Origin of the sequence: Rhodococcus sp. 21391, from assembly GCF_016772255.1 — a bacterium.
Taxonomy (GTDB): domain Bacteria; phylum Actinomycetota; class Actinomycetes; order Mycobacteriales; family Mycobacteriaceae; genus Rhodococcus_F; species Rhodococcus_F opacus.
The window spans coordinates 544,194-565,170 of the sequence record NZ_CP063782.1; the positions used below are offsets into that span (position 1 = coordinate 544,194).

Sequence of the window (20,977 nt, forward strand, 5' to 3'; positions counted from 1 at the left end):
GTGTCATCGGCCGAGAACCTCCCCGGCGATGTAGTCCCACAGCGCCGCGTCGTCGACCGGGAACGGTTCCGGACCCGGGGGCGGGGGGCTTTGCCCCAGGCCGAGCATCGCGTCGAGTTCGTCGGTACTCAGGTGGGTGTAGTTGAGGTCGCAGCGGCCGAACGGTGGGCACGGGCCGTTGTCGGTGTACTGGTGCGCGAAATAGCCGTCCGGCTTGATCTTCGGCGAGCCGGGCTCCCGGCCGTAGCTGGGGGTGACCAACCGGAGACCTGGGGGGCGGGTGCGCCACAGGTCCGCGTTCGACACCGGGTTCCAGTAGCCGATCACCCGCCGCTCGCCGAGCCATTCGCGTGCCCGCCGGATCTCGTCGTTGACCTCCGCCGACTGGTCCCCGGTGATCGCCCCGGCCGCGTCCTCGACGTCGGCCATGACGACCATCCGCGGATGCGGCCCGCCCTGCTCGGTGACCATCTGCATCAGCAAGTCGATGTTCGCCTGACCGGGCCGGAAGAACCAGTACACGATGAAGAACCGCAGCCGGCCGTCCTGACACGCACGCACCGCCCAGTCGTGGTTCGCCGCGAACTTCGTATCGCGCATGTTCCCGCTGTTGGACCGGAAACAGAAGATGTCGTACGGGTACGCGTCGGTGACCGGGGTGATCTGATACTGCGACACATCCGCCCAGGTCTTGCCGCGCACCACCGGCGGTGTCGGCGGGGTGACCGGTCCGCCGAGATCCGGGCGTTGCCCGTGGCGGATCACGACATTCCATTCGCCCTCGAACACATAGCCGGTCACCGGCCATCCGTTCGCGATCTGCAGCGCCGTTGCCGCGCGGGCGGTGCCGGTGTCCCAGATTCCGGTTTCCGGTATGCCACAGGTTTTCTGCCAGCGCCTGAGGCCGTCCTTCCAGGATTGCGGGTCGGTGGGGAACAGGCCGCTGATCGACTCGGCGGGTCCGTCGAGCGGACCGTAGTAATACCCCGCCGGGAGGGGGAACGCGTCCAGGTCGGGTGGCCCATACACCCAGAGGTAGCCGTTTTCGAGCCGGGTCGCGAAGGCATCCAGGCGGGTGTCACCCTCGGGGAGGTTGATCTGGGTGTGCATCGGGTCCTTGGTGGCCCAGTCCTCACCCCAAAATACCGTGCCCTCGAACTCGGTGAGCATCTGGCGGACCGCCGCGATCTTGTCGGCCGGCATGTTCACCGACGCCCGCACCTTCCAGGGCAAACGGGTGGCGTTGAGATCCACGGCCGTCCCGCTCAGGTGGTTGCTGTTAGCTATATCGTTGTCCCAGCTGAATCCCCAGTAGTCGCGTGGCCGGTAGCTGTCGATTCGCCAGACCCGCCGGTGCCAGAGCGCCGCCCAGGCAATCAGGATCGTCGCCGCCGCGCCCCGGCGCACCTCCGGCCGCACGTTGTCGGTGCCGGGCACCAGCGGCTTGACGATTTCGCCGGTATCGCAGATGCGCCAGCCGTTCTCGGAGATTGTGTTCCCCTTGTAGCTGCGAAATCCCATCGCGCTCACCCTCCGTCGTCACCACGGTCCTGGCTGCACTGCTTCCGCTTCCCGCCGCGGCTGTGTGTCGCTTCGTGCATCCCGGACGATAGGACCACATACCGACACCAACGCCCCGCCCGGTTCTCTTGAGCTTCAGTGTGACGCCCGAGCCGGGAAAATTTCGCGAGGCGTGCCGTACGCGTTCCCCGGGGCCCGGTCGGCCGGCGCGTTGCCCCGGCGGACCGAGCCGGATGACCGCGGTGCTGTGGAACGCCTCTGAGGGTCGGCGTAGCAGTGAGCAGGGGGATCGAGGTCGATGGGGACGGGACCCCGGCGCGGGGCTGCTCCGTGTTCCCCCATCGGTTACGACGGGGGATTGCGCGAGGAGAAGTAGTAGCCGATTGCGCTGCCGGTCAGGCCCACCATCGCGGTGAAGACCACCTGGAATGGGCTGCTGGCGCGATCCCACTTGTCGGTGCCGGCCCACAGCGGCACCAGCAGGTAGATCAGGCCGACGAGGAAGGTGGCCACGGACAGACCGATCGCCAGGGCCTTACGGGTGTCCTCCTGGCGTTCGTCGAGGCGCCGGATGGTGACCTCGGGCTGTTCGGTCACCTGGGGGTCGGTGCTGCCGACGTTGACCTCGTCGACGGTCGTGTCGTCCCGGGCGGTGACATCGTCCTCAGCGGGCACGGTGGGCCCGTCGGGTTCGGTCACTTGAAGACGACCTCCCGTTTGGTGCCGTCGGGCTCTTCGATGAAGACCTTGGCACCGTTGGCGGCGGCCTCGTCGATGTAGGCGGTGGTGCGGATGGCCCGGACCAGGGCGCTGGTCTTGGTCGAGGCGTGCCGCTTGGCGATCTCGTCGAGCGTCTTGATGTCGTCGTTGGGCAGGTTCGCGGTGACCTTGGAAACGTCGTCCTTACTCATGATGTCCTCCTGAGGGTGATCTCGGCCCGTTCAGTCTACCTCGAAAGCCGTACCAGGTACGGCTCAGATACGCATCGGTCTCCGGGTTGGGCTGAGAACCGGTCAGGACGGGCGGCAACACGTCCGCACCCTCGATGCCGACTGCGATGGGCCCGCGCTCCGGACCGGCCGAGCCGCTGCGCGACCGGTAATCAGCGATGTACATCGGGTATGCACGAGTGTCCACCGATCAGCAAGGCCTGACCGCACAGCACGCTCAGCTCGGGCTCGAGCTCGGGGTGTCACTGGAACGGATCTGCGTTGATCACGGCTTGACCGGTACCGATCGTCAGCGGCCCGGTCTGCTGAACCCCCTTGTAGCCTGCCGGAATTGGCGAATGGGCGTGAGATCAGGGTAAGGATGGTCCGTCGTGGTCGTGGCTGGTCCCTGGCCTGGAAGCGTCGCGAAACCGCCGTACGCCGGTTCGTCACCAGCCGTGCCGATACGGGGGCACAGTTCCTCACGCGCACGGTTCCAGAACGGGAACAGTTCCGGGCTGTCGGCGTCGGGGTGGGCGGGTTGGCTGACGTCGACGAATTCGAGGAACGTTTTCCGGAGGTCCGAGCCAGCACGCAGGCCCGCAGGGAGAGCTTCGCCGAGGCGGCGTCTCCGATCCGGTCGGCGTACGGGCCCAAGTCCGCGGTGTGCACGAAACCCTCGAGTCGCCCGCCGACGTCGTTGTAGACGGTCTGGAGGTCGAAGCCGCAGGCCTGGCCACCAGCCGACTGCAGGTGGTCATCGGCGCCCGATGACGAACGCTCGGTCCTTGACGGGGCGGGGCGCCGACTCGGACGGGGTGTCGCGGGGAGGGGGAGTCGTTCGTCCTCGAGGTCCGCACGGGCGCCGGGCAGGTCGTCGATGCCCGACAGTTGCCTGCGCGGCAAAGCCGGGTGGCGCGGTCGGTGCTTCCCTGCTGGCCGGTGATCCCGGCGCCGCCCGGGTGCACCTGAGTGCCCGCCGAACGTGAACCTGACTCCGAGGTCGGGTCACCGCCCTCATCGAGGCGCTGACCTGGCTCAACTCGTTGGTCGACGCTCCCATCCCGGGGTTCCCCGATCCGCGACCGGAATAGGGTCCCCGATCCGTCATGGACTCGGGGTCGGGGTCGGGCTCTCGGGTATTCCGTTCAGTGGCTCTCTGATGTGTACAGCTTTTGAGTGAGACAGAGGGTTTCGGCGATGCCGTACAGCCTGCCCAGCGTGGTTCCCTGTTCGCCACCCCGGTCCAGGCAGCGGTCCTGCTCGTGGGTGCGGTGTTCCTGATGGTGGGGGTGCTCGGGTTCATCCCCGCGGTGACCACCGACCAGGACAGCTGCGCGAATTTTGTGCCGGTCAACACTGCGGACAACTGGCTGCAGCAACCCCGGAGCAGCGGGAAGCCGCCCTCGGCTAGCCAGCTCGGCCACCAACCTGCGCGAGGCGCAACACACCGGCGACTTCTTCGCCCTCGGGCTGGGGATGGTTGTCCTCGGCCTGCTGCTGCCGCGGCTGCGGGACGGGCCAGGAGCCGGGTCGAATCCGGTGGCCTTCTCGGCCTTCTCGTAGGCGCGCAAGGCGTCGATGGCCCTCTGGCCGAGCCGGGACACCGCCTCGTCGTCGGTGGGGATGACGACTTCGCCCCCCGATGCCGGCGAAGGAGGCGGGACGCAGCACCGTGCCGCGGTCTCGGGGAGGACTATTCGACCGACCGGCGCCTACCGCGGGCGAACGGCATGACACGGAAGGCGCCTCGACTCGTGACCGGATCGGGGTGCCCTTTGGATGCGAAGGCGGTGTGCAACCGCTGTACGGTTCTGCTGATTCGGTTAGGGGATCGGCGCGCGTTCAGGGCACTGCCAGGGCGTGGTCACGATGTCGGTGTGGGCTTCGGCGATGTCCTTGAAATCGGTCGACCGGGACAGGCTGACGACCGAGGAGTCGGCGGGAAGAATCACCGCGTATCCGTTGTCAGTTGACCACTTTGCTGGAACAAGGACCCACAGATCGCTTCGTGCAACGAGAGTTCGGAAACACTCGTACCGGAAGAGAGGTGGTTGCCCTGGCGGGGTCTCGACCAGAGTCTCCGCGATCAGATTCGCTGGCACATCCAAGCGTTCTGCTCTGACGACGGAGACCACGGATTCCTTCGCCCAGAGGGTGTGGGCGATGGTCTGCGCGTCGCCGAGCCAGGACGCGAAGGAGTGCATGACGGAGAAGAGTGCCAGCACTATCACCGAAATCACGAGGACTTGGCTGACTCGTGCGGTCGGAGTGGTGTGGTGCGTGCTCGGTGTGGTGGTGGAGATGGTCAATGCCCAGTAACCTCCCACCGCGAGAAGACCACCCACCCCGAGCGCGATCGGCGAGAACGCCCAGGAGATGAGGGCGAGAGAGGCCGTGTACCTGGCCGCCACGACGCCGACGATCCCGGTGAGCATGAAAGCTGTCCCGGCGGCGAGTGCGGTTCGTCCGATGGCGCGAACAAGGTGCGGCCGCTGTCCGGTTCTGATCGAGCGGCGCGCGTAGTCCCCGACCCAGACCGCCGCGAACCACCCGACGAGGAGAAAAAGGAGCGGCGCGTACAGCACAGTGACACTGCCTCGCACGTAATCGCTGGAGGTGAATCCGAGAGCATCACAGTCGACGCCGAAGAAGGCGAGCTTCTTGCGGGTGTAGATGTATCCGAAGTAGTAGCACAGCGCCGTGATCAGGGTGGTCGGGGCGAGAATCGTGGTGACGACACCGATCCAGGTGTGGATCGGTGTCGTTGGCGCCGAGTTCTCACTCATCGGGCGGTGTGCCGCCGTCGGTGGGCGGCGCGGTCGTCGGGACCGGAGGCGACGGTACGGGAGTATCGGCATCCGGGTTGGTACCGGGTGGTGGGCCGGGCAGCGTCGGTTGTGTTGGTGCGCTCGGAACACCGAGCTTGTTCTCCGGTGTCGTCGGTTGGGTCCCTACCGGCCGGGTGCGGTGCTGTTCGACGGTAGGGAAGAACATGCTCGTCGGGGCCGACGCAGCGGGTGTTGGAGAGGTCGCCCCAGCGGGTGTTGGAGAGGTCGCCGCAGGTGGGGCCGGTTGGCTCGGCGGGTGTGCGGGGTCCGGATCTGCAGGCGCCGAGTGTTGCCACCGCCATGGCGAGCGCCGCGGCGATCGCAGCGAACGGAATCGGCCTTGCGGTTCCTGTCGGAACGTGACTTGTCGCTCGCATCGGAACTCCCAACCCCGGAACTCTCCGCTCATGTATCGCTCTTGTATTCCGACGCTGCCGCCGACGAGTCCCTCGATCACGCGTAGCTCACTACCTGTCTTCGGTTGTCGCGCTGTCTGTTGGCTCGCCCTTGCCGAGCACGGGGCTCGGTCGGACCTCGCACCCCCGATGCCCGCTCGGCCTGAGCGCTGGAACCGCACGCGGTGCCCGCCGCCCGTAGTGAGGAATCGGCCGCGGTACGCCGGTGTCGGATTCCGAGGCTGCGGGTGCTTCGGATTCGCGGCCAAGGACACACCATGTCGGTGCGCCAGCTTCTGGGAGATGTCGTGACACGGGAGTGGGTCAGCGCGATCGGAGTACGTCGCGTAGGGCTTGTGCGACGGCGTGGTTGGCGACGTCGCCGTGGTCGGTGATCGTCGCGTCGGCCTTCAGGTTGAAGACCTTGCCGGCGGCGAACGTGTACTGGTGGGTGGGGGTCACCTTCCGCAGGAGTTGTTCGGTGGGGTCGGTTTCGGGTGTGTGTTGGGCGCCGTTGCGGCCCATGCCGCCGTAGGGGTCGTTGTGGTCGCCGAGCGCGGCGGCGTTGTCGTGGGCGATGCGGGAGGCGAGGGGGTAGGCGACGCCGACGGCGAGGTCGTTCTTGGTGTGTGTGACGAGGACGGGCCCGTTGACGCGGTGTTCGGCGAGGACGGCACGGAACGCGCCGTCGTGTTGTCCGTCGAATCGTTGGGCGAGTCCGTTGTGGGAGAAGGCGGCCTGCAACAGGGCGAGGCTGAGCGGGGCTGGTGAGGGTGGGAGGGCGGCGGCGGTTGCGGTCACCAGCCGTCCGCCGAAGCTGTGCCCGGTCAGGTGGATGGGCAGCTGGGGGTGTCGTTCGCGGGCTCGGCCGAGGACCGCGGCCACACCGGTGCGGCCGACGGCGCCGGCGCGGGTCTTCATCGTGTAGTAGGTGGCGAAGTTCGCGATACGGCGGGCGGCGGCCTTGGCGCCGGACAACAGATCGCCGAGAAAGGCGGCGCCGCCGCTGGTGTTCCCGGCCGCGCCCCCGGGCCCGGTCGGCAGCAGGACGGGCACCTCGCCGGTGAACCTCTGGAAGAGGGTTTCGGGGTCGAGGTCGAGGAATTCCTGGGAGGCGTCGTCGGGGTGTGCCTGGCTCGGGTCCAGGAGGTTGCGGATCTGCAGCACGTATGCGCGCCGCGCGTCTGCGGAGGTGTCCAGGTCCTCGATCTGGGCTTTCGCGCGTTCGACCATGTCGGCTCGCGTCGGATCGGTGCCGTCGTCGCCCAGCAGCACAGGGTCCTGCTCGAGTTGCTGCAGTGCGGTCAGAAGCGCCGCATCGTTGGCCGTGGTCGCGGAGGCGGCTCCTCCGCCGGGGATGAGCGATTCGAGTGCGAACTTTTTGCTCGGCCACAGCACTCTCATCACGGCCACCCGGGATCCGGGCCCGGATTCGGGCAGTCCGACCGCCTCGAGTGAGGTGATCAGTGTGTCGTAGAGCGTGGTGGCTTCGGCCTTGTCGTTGTTCCAGCCGTGCGCGAGGACGAGCAGGTCGGTGGTGTCGGTGGTGTCGGTGAGGCCGTCGAGGAGCCGGGTTACCTGGTGTTCGTCGTGAACCAGCCCGTCCTTGGTGAACTCTATGTCCCAGTGCCCGGTGATCATCGCCGATGTCCTCTCACACGGATTGGATGGCCTTCATCAGGTCGACGAGACCATGGCCTTCGAAGTAGCGTTCGCGGCCCAGGGGCACCGCGCTGGCGAGGAAGATCCGTTTGATCTCGTCGGAGCGCCCGATGAATTCCTGCCGGATCGAGAGAAACGCGGCGATCGCTCCGGACACGTGGGGTGCCGCCATGCTGGTTCCGCTGTCTTCGAGGTAGTACGCGGTGTGCGCGGGCGGGCTGCCGGGCGGGGCGGCGGCCCCGAACCCCGGCGGCGACTGGTGGGCGAGCTTCGCCAGTGCCGTGGCCTGCTTGGTCCCGGCCGCGCAGGAGACGATGCGTTCTCCGGGCGCCACGAGGTCCGGCTTGAGGCGCCCGTCGGCGGTGGGCCCCTTCGACGAGAAGTACGAGATCCCGAAGGTGTGCGGCGAGTCGCGGTGCGTTGATCCGACGGTGATCGCGCCGGCGGCATTGCCGGGATCGTTGATGGTGTTGGACAACCCCACCTTCGTCACGCGGGTGCTGGTGGGGAGCGTGGAGTAGCCGGTGTTGCCGGCTGCCGCGACCACGATGACACCGGACTGCACCAACCGATTCACCTCCGTGCACAGCGGGCTTTGGCCGCAGGCGAACATCTCGGCATCGAAGTCGTATCCCACACTGAGGTTCACCCCGTGCACCCGCAGCAGCTTGGGATTGTCGTTGAGCTTCTCGCGGATGTATTCCAAAGCCCGGACGATGTCGCTGGACCTGCCCGCACCCTGATCATCGAGGACACGCAGGCTCACCAGATGACAGCCCGGTGCCACCCCGTGGAAGCGTTCACGTTCGCGGTCGGTGCCGATGACTCGCGCGTTGGTCACCGTCACCCGGGAGGGTTCGTTGTCGTCCTCGTCGCCCGCGACGATCCGGTCCTGGCGTTCGAGGACCACGTTGGTCACCGTCTTCGAGGCACGCCCGGCGATGATCCCGGCCACATGAGTCCCGTGTCCCAGCGGGTCGGTCAGTGCCGAGGTGCGGTGCAGGTCGATCCGCTGGCCGCGGTCCTCCCGGGACAGCGGGCCGCCATCGCCCGGGTCCTCGTCCGGGTCGGGAAGCCGGTGGCCGTCCACTTCGACGAAACATCGGTGCAGATTGCGGACCGCGGCGTCCAGCAGCAGGTGTTCACCGTCGGGGTCGCCGAAGTGCGGGTGTACGGCGTCGATCCCCGAATCCAGGACCGCCCAGCAGATGCCCTCACCACTGGCTTCGAACGAACGCAGGGCGGCGTCGGCCTTGATGGTGGAGACGGACTTGCAGATGTGGGCGCGGACGGGGAAGTCGGGCCACAGTCGGTAAATGGTGCGGTACGGGAAGTCGGAGGGCGCCGCGGCGCCGGCATCACGGTTGGGTGTGTCGTGTGCGAGCCGTCGCCGGCGGGCCGCCGCGGCGGCGGCAGCGGCCGCCCGGAGTGCGCGTTCCTGGTCGGCCGCCACCAGCTGCTTCCACTCCGCCAGTGTCATCTCGCAGCGGAAGTAGCCTTTGGATATCTTCGTCAGCTGCCACGGCCCAGCCGCCTCCCCGCTGCCGGTCCTCGCACCGAGGACGTCGGTGAAGAGTTGACGGAAGGCGTTGGTGGCACCGGAAAGCCCGTCGATATGCAGGACGTTCAGCTCGATGAGGTACGGACCGCGGTCTTCGGGGGCGGCGCCCAGGCCCCACCGTCGGCGGTTGTCGTCATCCTCGAGCTCGGGGGGTGCAGTCTGCCGGTCGAGGCGCTCGCCCGAGAAGTCGTCCCGAGAGGATCCGCCGTCGGCGCCCCGAGAACCTGGGCCGGTCATATTTCACCTCTCCTCGGCTGTGGCCGACCAACAGTGCCCGTCCGAATGCGTTCGAGGTCAGGCACTTCGTCATCTGCCGCCGTCATTACCTTCGATCTCTGTTCAATACCCGGGTACCCCGAGTTGGTGGCCGATGGCGGCGATGGCGTCGACGAGCGAGCGATTCCCGAGCTGATTCCAGCCTGTGCCGTCGGGTCCTCGGATTTGATCGAACACGTCGCGGGCCCGGTCCGCGGTGGTGGCAGGCAGCGAGGCGGCCGCGGCGCCGGCTGGTGGGGGTGTCATCCCGGGAACGCCGTGGTGCATGCCGATCTCGGCGAGTGCGTCGACGACGGAGCGGTTGTTCAGTTGTGGCCAACCGGCCCCGGTGGGGCCGAGCAGCTGCAGCCAGAAGTCCAGGACGCAGTCGTCGACGCTCAGTTTGCCGGGGGCGCCGCCGAACAGTGTTCGCAGCTCGTCCGGGGTGCCCTCGTAGGCGTTGACATCGACCAGTTTCCCGGCGACCCGGGCCTTGTCGGAGAACTGCAGAATCTCGACCGGGGCGCCGGGGGTGTAGTCCTTCCAGCCGGCGAATCCTTTCCCGGGGTAGATGACGGAGGCGAACCCGGAGGCGGTGACGTAGTGCGAATTCCACAGCGGGGGGAGATCGTTCAGGGGTGGGGAGCCCATGTGGCCTTGCCAGTACCAGCGGGGCAGGTAGATCGCGCACACCCGCATGCCCGCGGCGTTGATGGCATCGACAAGCTGGCGCATGTTGGCGCCGCTACCGGGGGTGTTGGGATCTTCGTAGTCGAGCATGACCGGGATGTTCGGGTCGCCGAGGTGCGCTTTGAGGTTGGCGACCTGTGCGGTGATCGGGTCACCGTTGCGGGCGAAGTGGTAGCCGCAGAACATGCCGGGGAAGTGCTGTTGCATCAGGTCGCGGTTGCGGGGCCAGAAGGAGTCTTTGAAGAAGTCGCCCTCGGTGCACTTGGCCGCCATGAAGGAAAATCCTTCGCGTTTGGTGGCGGCGATGTCGAAGTTCCCCTGGTGGTTGGAGATGTCGACCCCGTAGAAGGTCCCCGCGGCCGGGTCGATGGTGCCGGTGGGTGGGTTGGCGGAGCCGACGAGGAGCGGTTGCGGGTCGATCGCGGCACCCCCGAAGCGGCCGGGCGAGTTCCAGACCTCGAAGTGCAGGTGCGGGCCGGTGGAGTCGCCCTCGTTGCCGACCCGGGCGATCTGCTGGCCGGCGCGGACGAACATGCCCTGCGATACGAGCAGGTCCGCCGCGCGCATGTGCCCGTAGACGGTGTCGACGTGGAGGGTGGCCTGGTGGTCGAGGACGATCCAGTTCCCGAAGCCGGAGGCCGGGCCGGAGCGGACGACCACCCCGTCCTCGACGGCGTAGATCGGCTCGCCCTGGGGTGCGGCGAAGTCGATGCCGTTGTGATCGGGCCGCCCCGGGGTGCGGAAACCGGAGGAGATGATGTTGTTGCCGCCAGCGACGGGCACAAACGGGAAAGCCATTGCAGGTGTCCCTTCAGCGGTGGGGTGGTCGGTCAGGGTCGTGACCGCCGGAGTCATCTCCCCGGACAGGGTGGTGGTCACCGGCGTCACCGGTGTGATGCCGGAGATGCGGTATTGCATCGCCCGGTAGGGGTTGCCGTCCGACGCCCATTGGCTGACGATCATGGCGAAGCCGCCAGGACGGTCGAATCGGCTGTCGGGGTGGATGTAGCAGCCGTAGAGCCGATCGACGACATCGGGACCACCCGGACCGAAGAACGAGCCCTTCACCGGTCGATAGGTTTTCGCGGTGTGCCAATTGTGGGTTGGCTTCGCCGCGACCTTCACAAAGGCGTTGTAGGTGCCGGCATCGAACCCGGAGAACACCAGGTTGCCCTGGATCCGGCGCAGGCAGATCTCACCCAACTTGGTGCGGTCCGGGAGGATGCCCCGGGTGGGGTCGTCACCGGGCGGGTTACCCCAACCCCAGGTGCCGTTCCAGCCCCACGGCACCCACGCGGACGGGTCGGCGATCTGGGCTTCGGGCACCCGGTGCAGGATCGCGTTCTTGTTCCGGGCCAGACCGCCGGTGGAGATGACATAGACGAACCCGTCGCCGCCCTTCTCCCAAGTGACCATGGTGCGTTTGCCGCCGTAGACAGAGGTGGACCACTTCACGCCGGTGTCGGTCCAGCTCTCGCCGAGGTCATCGGAATACCGGATCTCGCACCACTTCTCGTTCCCGAGACCCTGGGTGACCATCACCCACAGGTAGATCCGGGCGCCGATCGAGATCGCATCGCAGGGCAGAATCGTGGAGTACTCCGAGTTGTCGTGCACGTAGTCCCACAACTGCTTCGCGTTGCGCGCCGCCGACGCAAAGGTGATCGGCGTGGTCACGTCGTGGGTGTTACTGCGTAGGAGCATCGGGGAACGCCAATTCGGCCCACCCACCTGGGGTTGTGTCCCGGCGAACGTGTCACCGAGGACGAACCCGATCTGACCGTTCGGCATCCGAAACGGAATGCCCAGGTCGGTGCCGCCGATATCGAACTGCGCCAGCGGATTCAAGGACTTGACGAACGACATTCCGCCTCCTGCCCTCGGCGCGCTCATTTCAGCCATCCCGAGACCCGCCGCCCGGTGTGCGGCGCGGGTGTCGCGCGTCTCAACGGCACGCACAACCTGCTCCGCCACCGACTTCAGATGTCGCAGCAGGGCGAGCGGCACAGATGGTCAGATGTTCGGGGCCGAATGGTCTCGGTACGGCCCGAAACCCCCTTTCCTACGAGGTGAAACCGGGGATACCCCGGGCCTGGCCGATGGTGGCGATCCCGTCGACAGGTGTGCGCCGATTCAGTTGTGGCCACCCTTTTCCGTCGAAGCCCAGCAACTGAATCCAGATGTCGAGGACACGGCTGTCGGTGGTACTCGGTTGCGGCACATTCGTATGTCCGGCGGGTGGCACGAACGCGACGAGACCCATCTCCTGGCCGAGGGTGGCGACGGCGTCGACGAGGGTGCGCCCGCCCAGTTGCGGCCAGCCCTTGCCGTTGATGCCCAACAACTGAATCCAGATGTCGAGGACACGATTCGCTGTGGTACTCGGTTCGGGGACCCCGGTGTGCTCCGCGGGTGGTACGAACCCGGCGATGCCCATCTCCTGGCCGAGGGTGGCGACGGCGTCGACGAGGGTGCGTCCGGCCAGTTGTGGCCACCCTTTGCCGTTGATGCCGATCAGTTGGGTCCAGATGTCGAGGACGCAGTCGTCGACGGTGGCGCGTTGCGGGATATCGGTATGTCCGGCGGGTGGCCCGAACCCGGCGATGCCCATGTCCTGGCCGAGGGTGGCGACGGCGTCGACGAGTGTGCGTCCGCCCAGTTGTGGCCAGCCTTTCCCGTTGATTCCGACCAACTGCGCCCAGATCTCACCGACCCGCACGATCAGGTGCCCCCCTTCTGCGGTTGTGTAGCCTTTCGGCGGAATCAGGCTGGCCATCTGCTCGAACGAGCACCAGTACCCGTACGGTACGAATCCGGAGTCGGCGACCCAGAACGCGCGGGCACCGTTGTCGTCGGCGTACCCCATGATCGCGATGTAGTGGAACACCGTCCCACCGGCATACTGAGGGCTGTCGGATCCGCGAACACCGCGCGGGTAGTTGCTGGGCGGGGCGACGATGTTGGCCACCACCCCGTACCCGTTGTCGATGCTGCGCACGACGTCGTCCCACAGTTTCTGGGCCTGCTTCTTGGTCGGCGGGTCGTTCGGCATCTGCACCACCCGGTAGTCCGCCCCGGATACGTATTTGTTGAGAACCGGCGCGATCAGGCCGATGTGGTCCGTTCCACCCTGGTCGGTGCCCATCTGATGTCCCAGATCGCTCTCCAGAATCAAGCCCCCGGTGCGGGCGATGATCACCGTCTGGGCTGAGGCGGGACCGCAATTGAAGAAGGTGTCCTGCTTGATATGGATGCGCGGATAGTCCAGAACTTTCTCCACGGCCGGTTTCCTCTCGATGGTGGTGGGCAGCAGGGCCGCCCCGAGGGCGCGGCAACGATTCCACCGGTTGGTGCGGTCGGGCAGGCCGTTCAGGCCGCCGTTGACTGCCTTGGTGGCGCCCTCGATGTCGCTGGCGTCGGAGAGCTCGTTGAGCTTGGGTCGTGCGACCGTCCAGTAATAGGAGGCCGCCAGGAATCCCCATTTCGGGTCGGAGACGAGTGTGGGCGCGGTCAGGAAGTGATCATCGGTCGGGACGAGGCCCTTGCTGTGTGCCCACACGCTGAACCGCCGGTAGTTTTCCCTGCCGGTGAGCTGGATGGGTCCACGGCCCTTGAACCGGCGGCCGTCGCCGGGTTGGGTGTTCCCCAGATCCAGCCGTCCCTCGTAGGCGCTGCCGTCGGCGATCTCCTCCATGTACCGCAGCCCGCCGGACTCGTGACCGACCTGAGCGCACCACATCGCCACCCGGTTGACGGTGGTGCATTCGGCTGCGAACAGTGCCTCGTTGAACGGAGATACAAATCTTTCGTAGTCAGCCGTCGACAGGTTGCCCATGGCGGTGGAAAGGGTCTGCAGGTCCATCACTGTGCTCCCGTGGCACTCGGTCCGGCGTATCAGCCGCCGCTCGCAGCAACCATCGTCAACTGGGCACCGACGCGCCCGTGAAATCGCAATCCCGTGCCTTGGTGAAGGTCCGCCGCCCGCATCGCTGCACCTCCGGCACCGCTTCGGCCTCCTACGTAAAGACCGGTCTGTTTAAATTGTTCTCCCGCGGGACCGCCGATGTCACGGATCATTAGGGTTAGAAAAGGTCATCAAGGACCGACCCGCCTCGCCGGGCGTGGCACGGCAGTACTCGGGCACCCTCGGCAACTGCCAGATCGCGATCAGCGTGCACGCCGCGCCCGACGAGGCGGCCGCCCCACTGGACTGGCAGCTGTTTCTACCCGAGAGCTGGGACGATCAATCGACCACCGACCCCTACGCTATCGCGGCGATTACCGTCCGCCGGCGCGTCGGCGATCCCCTTTTCGCCGTGCATCACCGCCCCCAGGTGCGAAATGGCGATAGAGCTGATCGAGTGGGGCCGGATCCCGCCGGTCCTGCACCGGCACTCTGCTGCGACCCGAACCCGCACCCGACAGCCAGCACCTGATGGACGCCTACTTCCATCCCTACGCCGCCACCATGTCGGAGCTGGTCGAGGACCGGCTCGCCGCCACCGGTGCAGCGGTGATCATCGACATGTACTCCTATCCCCGGTACCCCTCCGCATTCGAAGACCCCACCCGGCCCAGACCTCCGCTCTGCATCGGGACCGACGACTTTCACACCCCCGAATGGCTGACCGCACAGGCACTAGCCGCGTTCGCCGGACTCCACGAGAGCGCGGTCAACGCTCCGTATGCCGGCTGCTATGTGCCCCTGAGCCGGTACCGCACCGACGCCCGGGTCAGCGCGGTGATGATCGAACTCCGCCGCGACCAGTACCTGAACACCGATCACACCACGCGGACCGGCACGGATATCGAGCTGCGCATCCACACCCGTCTCACCGCGTTCGACGTCGTGGCCGGGCCGTGGGCGCCGGCCGTATCGGGGTTCGCGGTCACGGTTGTCGTGTACTTCGTCGACACCGCGACCGGTCGACCGCGGTATCTCCCGATCGCTGAGCCGCACGAGTGGGCGCCGGCGATCTTCTCCGCCATCGACGCACGGCAGGGGTACTTTCTCGGCGCGGTCGACCCGGACACCGGCGAGCACCGGGACGGGCAGCTCGCCTATCGGCTCTACCTCGACCCCGCCAGACGGGCGATCCGCGCGCCCCGGCAGATGGTCGCGTGCCCGCACTACCGACTGCACTCCGACGACGACGGTCCCGAGATCCGGATCGCCACGACCGCCTGATCTCCGGTCGGCGACTCGCCGTGCCGGACAGGAATACCGAGCCCCGTTCCCGTGGGCCGTTCTCCTCGGTACGGACTTACTTCGCCGTGCGCCCGCCCCGGGCGACGCCCTCGCTGCTAGCCGCGGTCCGCGCTGGCCTGCTCCCGCATGGTGACCCGCGCGAGCATCTGCTCCATCTGCGGCCACCCGAGCCGCTGACCGGCTGCGATCATCCCGGCTCGAGTGTCGAAGTCCGGTTCGAACGCGGTGAAGATCTGCTGAGCGGCGGGCGCGAGGACATTGCGTTCGACCGCGAAGACGGTATCGCGCGACCAACGGTCCTCGCTGTCGGTCGGGTCGGGATCACCGAACAGTTCCACCAGCCGGTCCCGAACGTAGCCGAGCTGTTCGAGCTCGGCCGCGGTGTAGAACTCGTGTACCGAGGTCACAGGGTCCCTTCTTCCTTGCCACTCGTTTCGACGTCCTCATTGTGCGGTGAGCTGCTCTGCCCGCTGTTTTCTTCCCGGCCCGGCGGGGTGTCGGCCTCGTCGTCCGTCAGTCCGAGCAGCTCCGCGACCTTGCGCTCTTCGGCTTCTCGGTCCGCCTTGATCGAGGGCGCATACTTTCGCTGCGCCGATTGCTTCGTGATCCCGCCCAGGGCTTCGCCGATGACGGTCCAGCTGATCCCCCGGTTCCGGGCGACGGACACCATCTGCGCCAGTGTCGACTTGGCGCGGACCGTCGCCTCGTGTTGCGCCTGGATCGCGTCGACGACCTGCTCGTTCGTCACGGTTCCCACGAACTTCTTCGACTCAGCCACGTCCTCATCCTGCTGACAATTTGCCCCATCGGTACACCGCGCCGAGGGTCAATCCTTCGGTGCACCGAAGGGTCTCCAGGCACTGGTGTGCGACCTCGCGGCCGAAGTCTTTCCAGTATTCGCGGCCGTCGTGGATGTGCCGCTCGGGGATCCGTTTGGAGATGCGGCCACGCCCGTTCGCGTAATCGGTGGTGTGCAGCTCGGTGGTGATCGGGATGCCGAACTCGCGCCAGAGGAGCTTGCGGGTGTCCAACCAGTTACGAAGAACCGATCGCCAACGGTCCGGGCTGAACTCGATCCATCCGTACACCGCTAGTCCGGATTGCGGATGACCCGAGTCATCGACGTAGATCATGCGATCGAGGCGCGCTGGCATGGCCCCGATGATGGCTCACTCGTTCCGATCCCGTGTCACCGGGAGCGCGTTCCCGGTTCCGGCGACGCGGCGGCTCGGATTCTACCGTGAAGGCCTGCGGGCCACTGCTCGGCATGAGAGCCGACCGGCCCTGGCCGTGGGTGCACCGAATCACGCGCACAGCGTCGAGCAGTGGACGGTGAGCGCGATGGTTGGAGCACTTACCGAACGGCAGAGCCATACTCTGCACCCTGGGAGCGGGTGTGGCGGGATCGCCCGTCTCGTCGTCCCCCGCCTGCTCTTGCAATCGGCGGCCACGGCCGTACCGTGGTCGGTGACGGCGTCACCGGGGCCCGCACCCGGCGACGAGACCCGACCAGGAAGGGCCCGGTTTTCATGACCGACACCTCCGCCGATCCGGCCGCGTTCACCCCGGCCAGTACCGAATGGATCAAATCGCACCTCGACCGTATGGACCACCGGGCCCCGGGGGACCGGGACCGGAGCGCCGACGTCGAACCGGCCGCACTCACCGTGGCGGTCCGCCGCCCCTGGTGACCGCGGGGGCGGACGATCCTCTGGGGTTCCGACGGCGCCTGGGTTCGTGGTCAACGCGGCGGAACCTGTGCGCGGCATCGACCCGCGAGGGAACACATGATGACCTAATCGCGGCGCGACCGGCGGCCGTCATGGCCGAATCCGCCGAGCCCGGGCCGTACCGGCCCGGGTGCGGATCTACCCGGTCTGCTCGACGACCTCGACGAACGCGCCGTCGAGCAGCGACGATCCCCGCTCGGCGCCGATTCCCGGCGCCGACGAAATGCCGGATTGATCACCGGGGCTCGGTGACGCCGAGGGTAGTGCTCGGGGGCGGCGCCCGATCTCATTGGTGATACCCGGTCGCCAAGGTGTGGGTCGTGGACCGTGGCCGGGATCATCGGCAGGTGCGGTCTCGATGCCCGGCATACTTCGTGGTCGCACCACCCATGTCGATGTCCTCGGTCGCCGATGGCGGTCGGGAGTCGGCGACCTGGGCGGCGGCGGTCAGTTCGGTGGCAGACGGTGACGAACGTCTGGGTCCGCCGCCGGCCGCACACCCGAAATGTGTTGTGGCCGGCCGACGGACCGACACCCGTCGGTCCAGGCACATCCTGGTTTCGTCGGGCGGTGCCGCGCCTCGGTGTGCGGCAGCCACGACGGTACTCGCGGGGGGCTGCCGTGCCGCAGGAAGACGCTTCACTTTTCGGCGGGGTTCACCGGCGGTCGACGGTCACCGCCCACCTCCCGTGCGGGGCGTGACCAGCGATCGCACCCCGGGCGAGGAGTGCTGCCGGTGGGTTCGCCCGGGATGTCATCGCTGGTTCTGGTCTTCTTCTTCGTCGGCGCCTTCGGCCTGGTTGGGCTGATGGGTCGTCGAGGTGAGGTTCTCCGGGTCGGCGTCGGGATCGGTCGCCGGATCGTAGGGTTTCTCCGATTCGCTGGGCTCGGTGTTTCGGTCGTTCATGATGATCGGGTAACCCCGGAACGGTGGTCGAAACCGGACTACGCCGGATCCGCAGTGCGCGAGCCGGTCGGTTCGCTGCACATCTTGCGCAGATGCGGTGTCAGCGTGCAATTGTCCACACCGAGCCGGAGAAATCACGCCATTTGCGCGGCCACGGGTCACCACCGGAAGGAGGATACGAACATGAGCACACCGGAGGACGACGAGGCGGCCGAATACCGGAAGGATTTGTCGGAGGTGGTCGACGATATCGAGGAGCGAGTCGCCGAAAAGCACCGACCTGAGTCAGCGCCCGACACCGCCGCCGAGCGGACGGACACCATCCCGGACGACGCCGGCGACGAAGCACCCGATTGACCCGGAGTCGCGTGTGCCGGCGCGCGTCCGCGGGCACCCGACCACTGGAAAGTGGCGGAACGCGACCGGGGTCAGTCTGCGCGCTAGCTGACAGGGTGCGGGATACGGCTTCGGCGCGGTCGGCGGCGGTCGGGGCGGTCGGCGGCGCCATGAGTGAGGGAGGGGGTGGGGGAGACCATGACCAGGTGTGAGACCTGCGGAAATGAGTGCGACCTGGCGTTCACTGTCACGCGTGGTGACCGCTCCGCGACCCTCGACAGCTGAAAGGGGCGGACGGATGTGACGCGCATGTGGAGAAACGCTGGTCGGACCGGTCCGCTTTCCGTAGTGCCGCCATCTATGCAGGTGTGGTGATCGCGGTGGCGCTGGCGGCGATGGGGCTGACCGTGGGGTGGGCGGCCACCGGTCGGCGCGAGTGTGCCGACGACGGACACACCCTGCTCTGTTCCGGCCCGGCCCGGATGGTGCTGGCGTTCGTGGCGACAGCAATCTTGCTGCTCGGCGGCCTCGGGGCGTTCGTGGTCGCGTACCGGGTCTGGCGGCGGGTGGCAGCTGGCCAATCTGGCAGGGGCGCCGGGTGGGTGGTGTTGGTGTTGATCTACCTCGGCGTGTCCGCCCGCGCGGCCACCTCCTAGAACGCACTGGCCAGCACCTCCTGGAATGGGTGCGCCCCGAGAATCTTCTCGAACTTATGTCGGGTATCCGGCCGGACTGGGGTGGCGTGAATCCTTTTGCGGTGTCGGCTCATGCGCTCGCCCGTTGATTCCCGTTGATTTGGGGTTGCCGGGTCGGGGTAATTGCCGAAGGTATGAATACTCGAGGCGCGATCGTGATGTCAGGAATGTTCGTGGTTGCTCTCGTCGCCGCCGGATGCGGTAGCGACGCGACGGATGAGCAGGCCACCGTCGAGACCCCGCCGTCACCGTCCGAGGCGACGACCGGTGTGGTGGTTCCCGGAGCGGAGGGGGCGTTCCAGCTCCCTGGTGAGGTCGGCGAGGACGACGCGTTCACCTACGATCAGGTCGCCGTTCCGGTGGGCTCGTCGGTGGACGTCGAAGCCGAGAAGGGAGACGGCCGCACGACGGTCACGTTCTCCGCGACCGGGTTGGCACCGAACCGCGACTTCGGTGTGCACGTGCACACCCGGCGGTGCGGACCGCAACCGGCGGATTCGGGGCCGCACTACCAGAACGACGTCGACCCCGCGGCCACCCCGGACAAGCCGTCGTCGGATCCCGCCTACGCGAACCCGCAGAACGAGATCTGGCTCGACGTCACCACCGACCAGAGCGGTAGCGCTCAGTCGTCGACGACCGTGGACTGGGAATTCCGTCCCGATGAGGCCAAATCCGTGGTGCTGCACGCACAACGAACGATGACCGGTCCCGGCCAGGCGGGGATGGCGGGTGACCGTCTGGCGTGCATCGACGAAGACTTCTGAGCAAATGACGAGATCCGGCGGGGGATCCCACCGCCACCATGGTGGACCCCGGTGCCGGGGTTCGGCAGGACCGACGGGGACGAGCGGCCGCGCCGTACCTGAACGTTTGTGTAGATGGCAGGTGCGGCAGCCGTGTGCTAGAACTGGTCGGGCATTCGGCAGTGACGTGACTCACATTCACGTCGGCTCCGGGATCATCCGCCGGTACACCGGCGCGTCCCGGCCGATGCACGAGAGCGAAGGACAACGCATGATCGAGGCCACTGCAGAATCACCACTGAGCCCGCTTCCCGCCCCGACCCGTCTGACACCCCGCCGGCGCCTTGATGGTCGCGAACTTCTCGCCACCGCGAAGGGCATCCTGATCGCTGCCCGCCGCTGCAGTGACGCCCGGGCCTTCGACGAACTTCTCGACGTGTCCCGCCGTCATCACCTGACCGTGGTCGGTGCTGCCCGGAACCTGGTCGACCTCGCTGCCGGATCCCCGTCCTCTCGGTGTGCACCGGACGCCGTCCGGTTCGACGAATGGGAGCAGCTCCTCGCCCAGCTTCCCCCGCGCCCGCACGCACACGCGAGCTGACGCGACGACACTCTCCCAATGCGGTGGCGAAGTCGAATCCCCATCAGCACCACATCGAAACCGACCACGCCTATGGCGTGCAGATCCACTCCCACACCTTCCGCCGTGCTGCTGATGATGTCCCAGCTCCCGAGAGTCACCATGTCGCGTTTAGCCTCGCGTGCCGAGCGTCGTGAGTTATGGTCCGCCCCAGACCGGTATCTGGATGCTGCCGAACGCTGCTGAATCGGTGCTCAACGTCAAGGAGTAGAGATGCCCGAGCGCGGCCCTACCTCGTCCGCTGTCCCTCCGCCGAACGACGCCTCCAAAACGCACCTCGTCCGGTGGGCGATCGACCGCATCAACGCCCACGACGTCGACAGCCTCCGCAACTACTTCTGGGCCGCCGACTCCCTCGTGCACTTTCCTACCGGGACATGCCGTGGAAGCACCGAGGTCGCCACCTATTTCAACCAGGTCTTCGACGCCGTCGCCGACTTCGCCTTCGAGATCGTCTCGATCGCCGAGTCCGGCGATGACGTCTTGCTCCACTGGCACGTGTCCGGCCAGCACGTTGGCACTTTCGTGGGCATCGCCGCCACGGGGCAGCGAATCGAGTTCGACGGATTCGACCATTTCGTCATCGTCGACGGGAAGGTCGTCACCAACACGGTGCGCTACGACCAAATGGAGTTCGCCCGCCAGATCAAACTTCTACCGCCCGACGGATCGATTGCGGACCGCGCATTGAAGGCCGCCTTCAATGCCAAAACGCGTGTAGTGAGCATGACCCGCCGACGCTAGCTCTGTATAACCAGGGGCCCAGGCGTCTCGGGTGCAGGTCATGCCGCAGGCCCGACCTACACCGAACCCAAACCGGGCTCCGTACCTGCGGGCGAGAGGGGTTCACCGACCAGTGGTCGCCACGAC

At 67.0% G+C, this 20,977-nt stretch carries 20 protein-coding genes and 2 pseudogenes; 10 read left to right on the plus strand and 12 right to left on the minus strand.

The features are described 5' to 3' along the window. Nucleotides 1–3: 3 nt before the first annotated feature. The 3 genes from GO592_RS37170 to GO592_RS37180 form a co-directional block, all read right to left on the minus strand. On the minus strand, nucleotides 4–1,521 hold the full coding sequence (locus GO592_RS37170) for a M15 family metallopeptidase (protein ID WP_007298549.1): 1,518 nt from the start codon (nucleotides 1,519–1,521) through the stop codon (nucleotides 4–6). A gap of 345 nt (nucleotides 1,522–1,866) precedes the next feature. Beyond that, nucleotides 1,867–2,220, minus strand: a complete 354-nt coding sequence (locus GO592_RS37175) for a hypothetical protein (RefSeq protein ID WP_007298550.1) — start codon at nucleotides 2,218–2,220, stop codon at nucleotides 1,867–1,869. Then, nucleotides 2,217–2,432: a hypothetical protein gene (locus GO592_RS37180; protein WP_007298551.1), complete on the minus strand. Its 216-nt coding sequence runs from the start codon at nucleotides 2,430–2,432 to the stop codon at nucleotides 2,217–2,219. Before GO592_RS37180 ends, GO592_RS37175 begins: the two co-directional genes overlap by 4 nt. A gap of 197 nt (nucleotides 2,433–2,629) precedes the next feature. Here GO592_RS37180 and GO592_RS37185 point away from each other — a divergent pair. Beyond that, nucleotides 2,630–2,803, plus strand: a pseudogene (locus tag GO592_RS37185) (recombinase family protein); the annotation flags it as partial. 1,473 nt (nucleotides 2,804–4,276) lie between these two features. Here GO592_RS37185 and GO592_RS37190 read toward each other — a convergent pair. The 5 genes from GO592_RS37190 to GO592_RS37210 all read right to left on the minus strand — a co-directional run bounded on the left by GO592_RS37190 (nucleotide 4,277) and on the right by GO592_RS37210 (nucleotide 13,706). After that, nucleotides 4,277–5,239 carry a hypothetical protein gene (locus GO592_RS37190; protein WP_007298554.1) on the minus strand — a complete coding sequence of 321 codons (963 nt, stop codon included), beginning with the start codon at nucleotides 5,237–5,239 and terminating at the stop codon, nucleotides 4,277–4,279. Nucleotides 5,240–6,000: 761 nt separating this feature from the next. Continuing rightward, entirely contained in the window at nucleotides 6,001–7,317 is a 1,317-nt protein-coding gene (locus GO592_RS37195) for a hypothetical protein (protein ID WP_007298555.1), read from the minus strand. A gap of 13 nt (nucleotides 7,318–7,330) precedes the next feature. Continuing rightward, nucleotides 7,331–9,136, minus strand: coding sequence for a S8 family peptidase (locus tag GO592_RS37200; protein ID WP_007298556.1), 1,806 nt, complete (start codon nucleotides 9,134–9,136; stop codon nucleotides 7,331–7,333). A 102-nt stretch (nucleotides 9,137–9,238) separates the two neighbouring features. Then, complete coding sequence (locus GO592_RS37205; protein WP_007298557.1) at nucleotides 9,239–11,710, minus strand: DUF4185 domain-containing protein; 2,472 nt, start codon at nucleotides 11,708–11,710, stop codon at nucleotides 9,239–9,241. Between the two features lie 196 nt (nucleotides 11,711–11,906). Beyond that, nucleotides 11,907–13,706, minus strand: coding sequence for a C39 family peptidase (locus GO592_RS37210; RefSeq protein ID WP_007298558.1), 1,800 nt, complete (start codon nucleotides 13,704–13,706; stop codon nucleotides 11,907–11,909). A 259-nt stretch (nucleotides 13,707–13,965) separates the two neighbouring features. Here GO592_RS37210 and GO592_RS37215 point away from each other — a divergent pair, with 259 nt between their 5' ends. The 3 genes and pseudogenes from GO592_RS37215 (at nucleotide 13,966) to GO592_RS45125 (ending at nucleotide 15,032) form a co-directional block, all read left to right on the plus strand. Next, nucleotides 13,966–14,280, plus strand: coding sequence for a transposase (locus tag GO592_RS37215; RefSeq protein WP_007298559.1), 315 nt, complete (start codon nucleotides 13,966–13,968; stop codon nucleotides 14,278–14,280). A 32-nt stretch (nucleotides 14,281–14,312) separates the two neighbouring features. Beyond that, nucleotides 14,313–14,558, plus strand: a pseudogene (locus GO592_RS45120) (N-formylglutamate amidohydrolase); the annotation flags it as partial. A gap of 30 nt (nucleotides 14,559–14,588) precedes the next feature. Further along, the gene (locus tag GO592_RS45125) at nucleotides 14,589–15,032 is read left to right on the plus strand and encodes an N-formylglutamate amidohydrolase (protein ID WP_237720485.1); all 444 of its coding nucleotides are present in this window, start codon (nucleotides 14,589–14,591) and stop codon (nucleotides 15,030–15,032) included. A 116-nt stretch (nucleotides 15,033–15,148) separates the two neighbouring features. Here the strand turns inward: GO592_RS45125 and GO592_RS37225 are convergent, their stop codons facing one another. Genes GO592_RS37225 through GO592_RS37235 form a run of 3 tightly spaced genes read right to left on the minus strand, consistent with a single transcriptional unit; the run spans nucleotide 15,149 to nucleotide 16,207 of the window. Continuing rightward, on the minus strand, nucleotides 15,149–15,460 hold the full coding sequence (locus tag GO592_RS37225) for a hypothetical protein (RefSeq protein WP_007298561.1): 312 nt from the start codon (nucleotides 15,458–15,460) through the stop codon (nucleotides 15,149–15,151). Then, a complete protein-coding gene (locus GO592_RS37230; protein ID WP_007298562.1) occupies nucleotides 15,457–15,831 on the minus strand; it encodes a hypothetical protein in 375 nt (124 codons plus the stop codon). Before GO592_RS37230 ends, GO592_RS37225 begins: the two co-directional genes overlap by 4 nt. Before the next feature lie 4 nt (nucleotides 15,832–15,835). Next, nucleotides 15,836–16,207, minus strand: coding sequence for a hypothetical protein (locus tag GO592_RS37235; RefSeq protein ID WP_007298563.1), 372 nt, complete (start codon nucleotides 16,205–16,207; stop codon nucleotides 15,836–15,838). A gap of 375 nt (nucleotides 16,208–16,582) precedes the next feature. On the opposite strand from GO592_RS37235, the gene GO592_RS37240 reads away from it, so the two are divergent. Further along, a complete protein-coding gene (locus GO592_RS37240) occupies nucleotides 16,583–16,744 on the plus strand; it encodes a hypothetical protein (RefSeq protein ID WP_157234269.1) in 162 nt (53 codons plus the stop codon). 793 nt (nucleotides 16,745–17,537) lie between these two features. Here the strand turns inward: GO592_RS37240 and GO592_RS37245 are convergent. Then, a complete protein-coding gene (locus GO592_RS37245) occupies nucleotides 17,538–17,690 on the minus strand; it encodes a hypothetical protein (RefSeq protein WP_167332378.1) in 153 nt (50 codons plus the stop codon). A gap of 183 nt (nucleotides 17,691–17,873) precedes the next feature. On the opposite strand from GO592_RS37245, the gene GO592_RS37250 reads away from it, so the two are divergent. The 5 genes from GO592_RS37250 (at nucleotide 17,874) to GO592_RS37270 (ending at nucleotide 20,851) form a co-directional block, all read left to right on the plus strand. Then, nucleotides 17,874–18,047 (plus strand): hypothetical protein, encoded by a 174-nt coding sequence (locus tag GO592_RS37250; RefSeq protein WP_157234270.1) that lies wholly within the window; start codon nucleotides 17,874–17,876, stop codon nucleotides 18,045–18,047. 290 nt (nucleotides 18,048–18,337) lie between these two features. Next, nucleotides 18,338–18,682, plus strand: coding sequence for a hypothetical protein (locus GO592_RS37255; RefSeq protein ID WP_007298566.1), 345 nt, complete (start codon nucleotides 18,338–18,340; stop codon nucleotides 18,680–18,682). Nucleotides 18,683–18,855: 173 nt separating this feature from the next. Next, a complete protein-coding gene (locus tag GO592_RS37260; protein ID WP_011599245.1) occupies nucleotides 18,856–19,488 on the plus strand; it encodes a superoxide dismutase family protein in 633 nt (210 codons plus the stop codon). Between the two features lie 166 nt (nucleotides 19,489–19,654). After that, nucleotides 19,655–20,068: an ANTAR domain-containing protein gene (locus tag GO592_RS37265; protein WP_007298568.1), complete on the plus strand. Its 414-nt coding sequence runs from the start codon at nucleotides 19,655–19,657 to the stop codon at nucleotides 20,066–20,068. Nucleotides 20,069–20,320: 252 nt separating this feature from the next. Continuing rightward, nucleotides 20,321–20,851: an ester cyclase gene (locus tag GO592_RS37270; protein WP_007298569.1), complete on the plus strand. Its 531-nt coding sequence runs from the start codon at nucleotides 20,321–20,323 to the stop codon at nucleotides 20,849–20,851. Nucleotides 20,852–20,977: the final 126 nt, after the last annotated feature.

Coding starts and splice junctions, on each gene's coding strand:
- GO592_RS37245 (WP_167332378.1), bottom strand. CDS start 17,690: ATGAACGACCGAAACACCGAGCCCAGCGAATCGGAGAAACCCTACGAT.
- GO592_RS37235 (WP_007298563.1), bottom strand. CDS start 16,207: ATGCCAGCGCGCCTCGATCGCATGATCTACGTCGATGACTCGGGTCAT.
- GO592_RS37190 (WP_007298554.1), bottom strand. CDS start 5,239: ATGAGTGAGAACTCGGCGCCAACGACACCGATCCACACCTGGATCGGT.
- GO592_RS37210 (WP_007298558.1), bottom strand. CDS start 13,706: ATGGACCTGCAGACCCTTTCCACCGCCATGGGCAACCTGTCGACGGCT.
- GO592_RS37195 (WP_007298555.1), bottom strand. CDS start 7,317: ATGATCACCGGGCACTGGGACATAGAGTTCACCAAGGACGGGCTGGTT.
- GO592_RS37180 (WP_007298551.1), bottom strand. CDS start 2,432: ATGAGTAAGGACGACGTTTCCAAGGTCACCGCGAACCTGCCCAACGAC.
- GO592_RS37170 (WP_007298549.1), bottom strand. CDS start 1,521: ATGGGATTTCGCAGCTACAAGGGGAACACAATCTCCGAGAACGGCTGG.
- GO592_RS37240 (WP_157234269.1), top strand. CDS start 16,583: ATGACCGACACCTCCGCCGATCCGGCCGCGTTCACCCCGGCCAGTACC.
- GO592_RS37205 (WP_007298557.1), bottom strand. CDS start 11,710: ATGTCGTTCGTCAAGTCCTTGAATCCGCTGGCGCAGTTCGATATCGGC.
- GO592_RS37200 (WP_007298556.1), bottom strand. CDS start 9,136: ATGACCGGCCCAGGTTCTCGGGGCGCCGACGGCGGATCCTCTCGGGAC.
- GO592_RS37270 (WP_007298569.1), top strand. CDS start 20,321: ATGCCCGAGCGCGGCCCTACCTCGTCCGCTGTCCCTCCGCCGAACGAC.
- GO592_RS45125 (WP_237720485.1), top strand. CDS start 14,589: ATGATCGAACTCCGCCGCGACCAGTACCTGAACACCGATCACACCACG.
- GO592_RS37260 (WP_011599245.1), top strand. CDS start 18,856: ATGAATACTCGAGGCGCGATCGTGATGTCAGGAATGTTCGTGGTTGCT.
- GO592_RS37250 (WP_157234270.1), top strand. CDS start 17,874: ATGAGCACACCGGAGGACGACGAGGCGGCCGAATACCGGAAGGATTTG.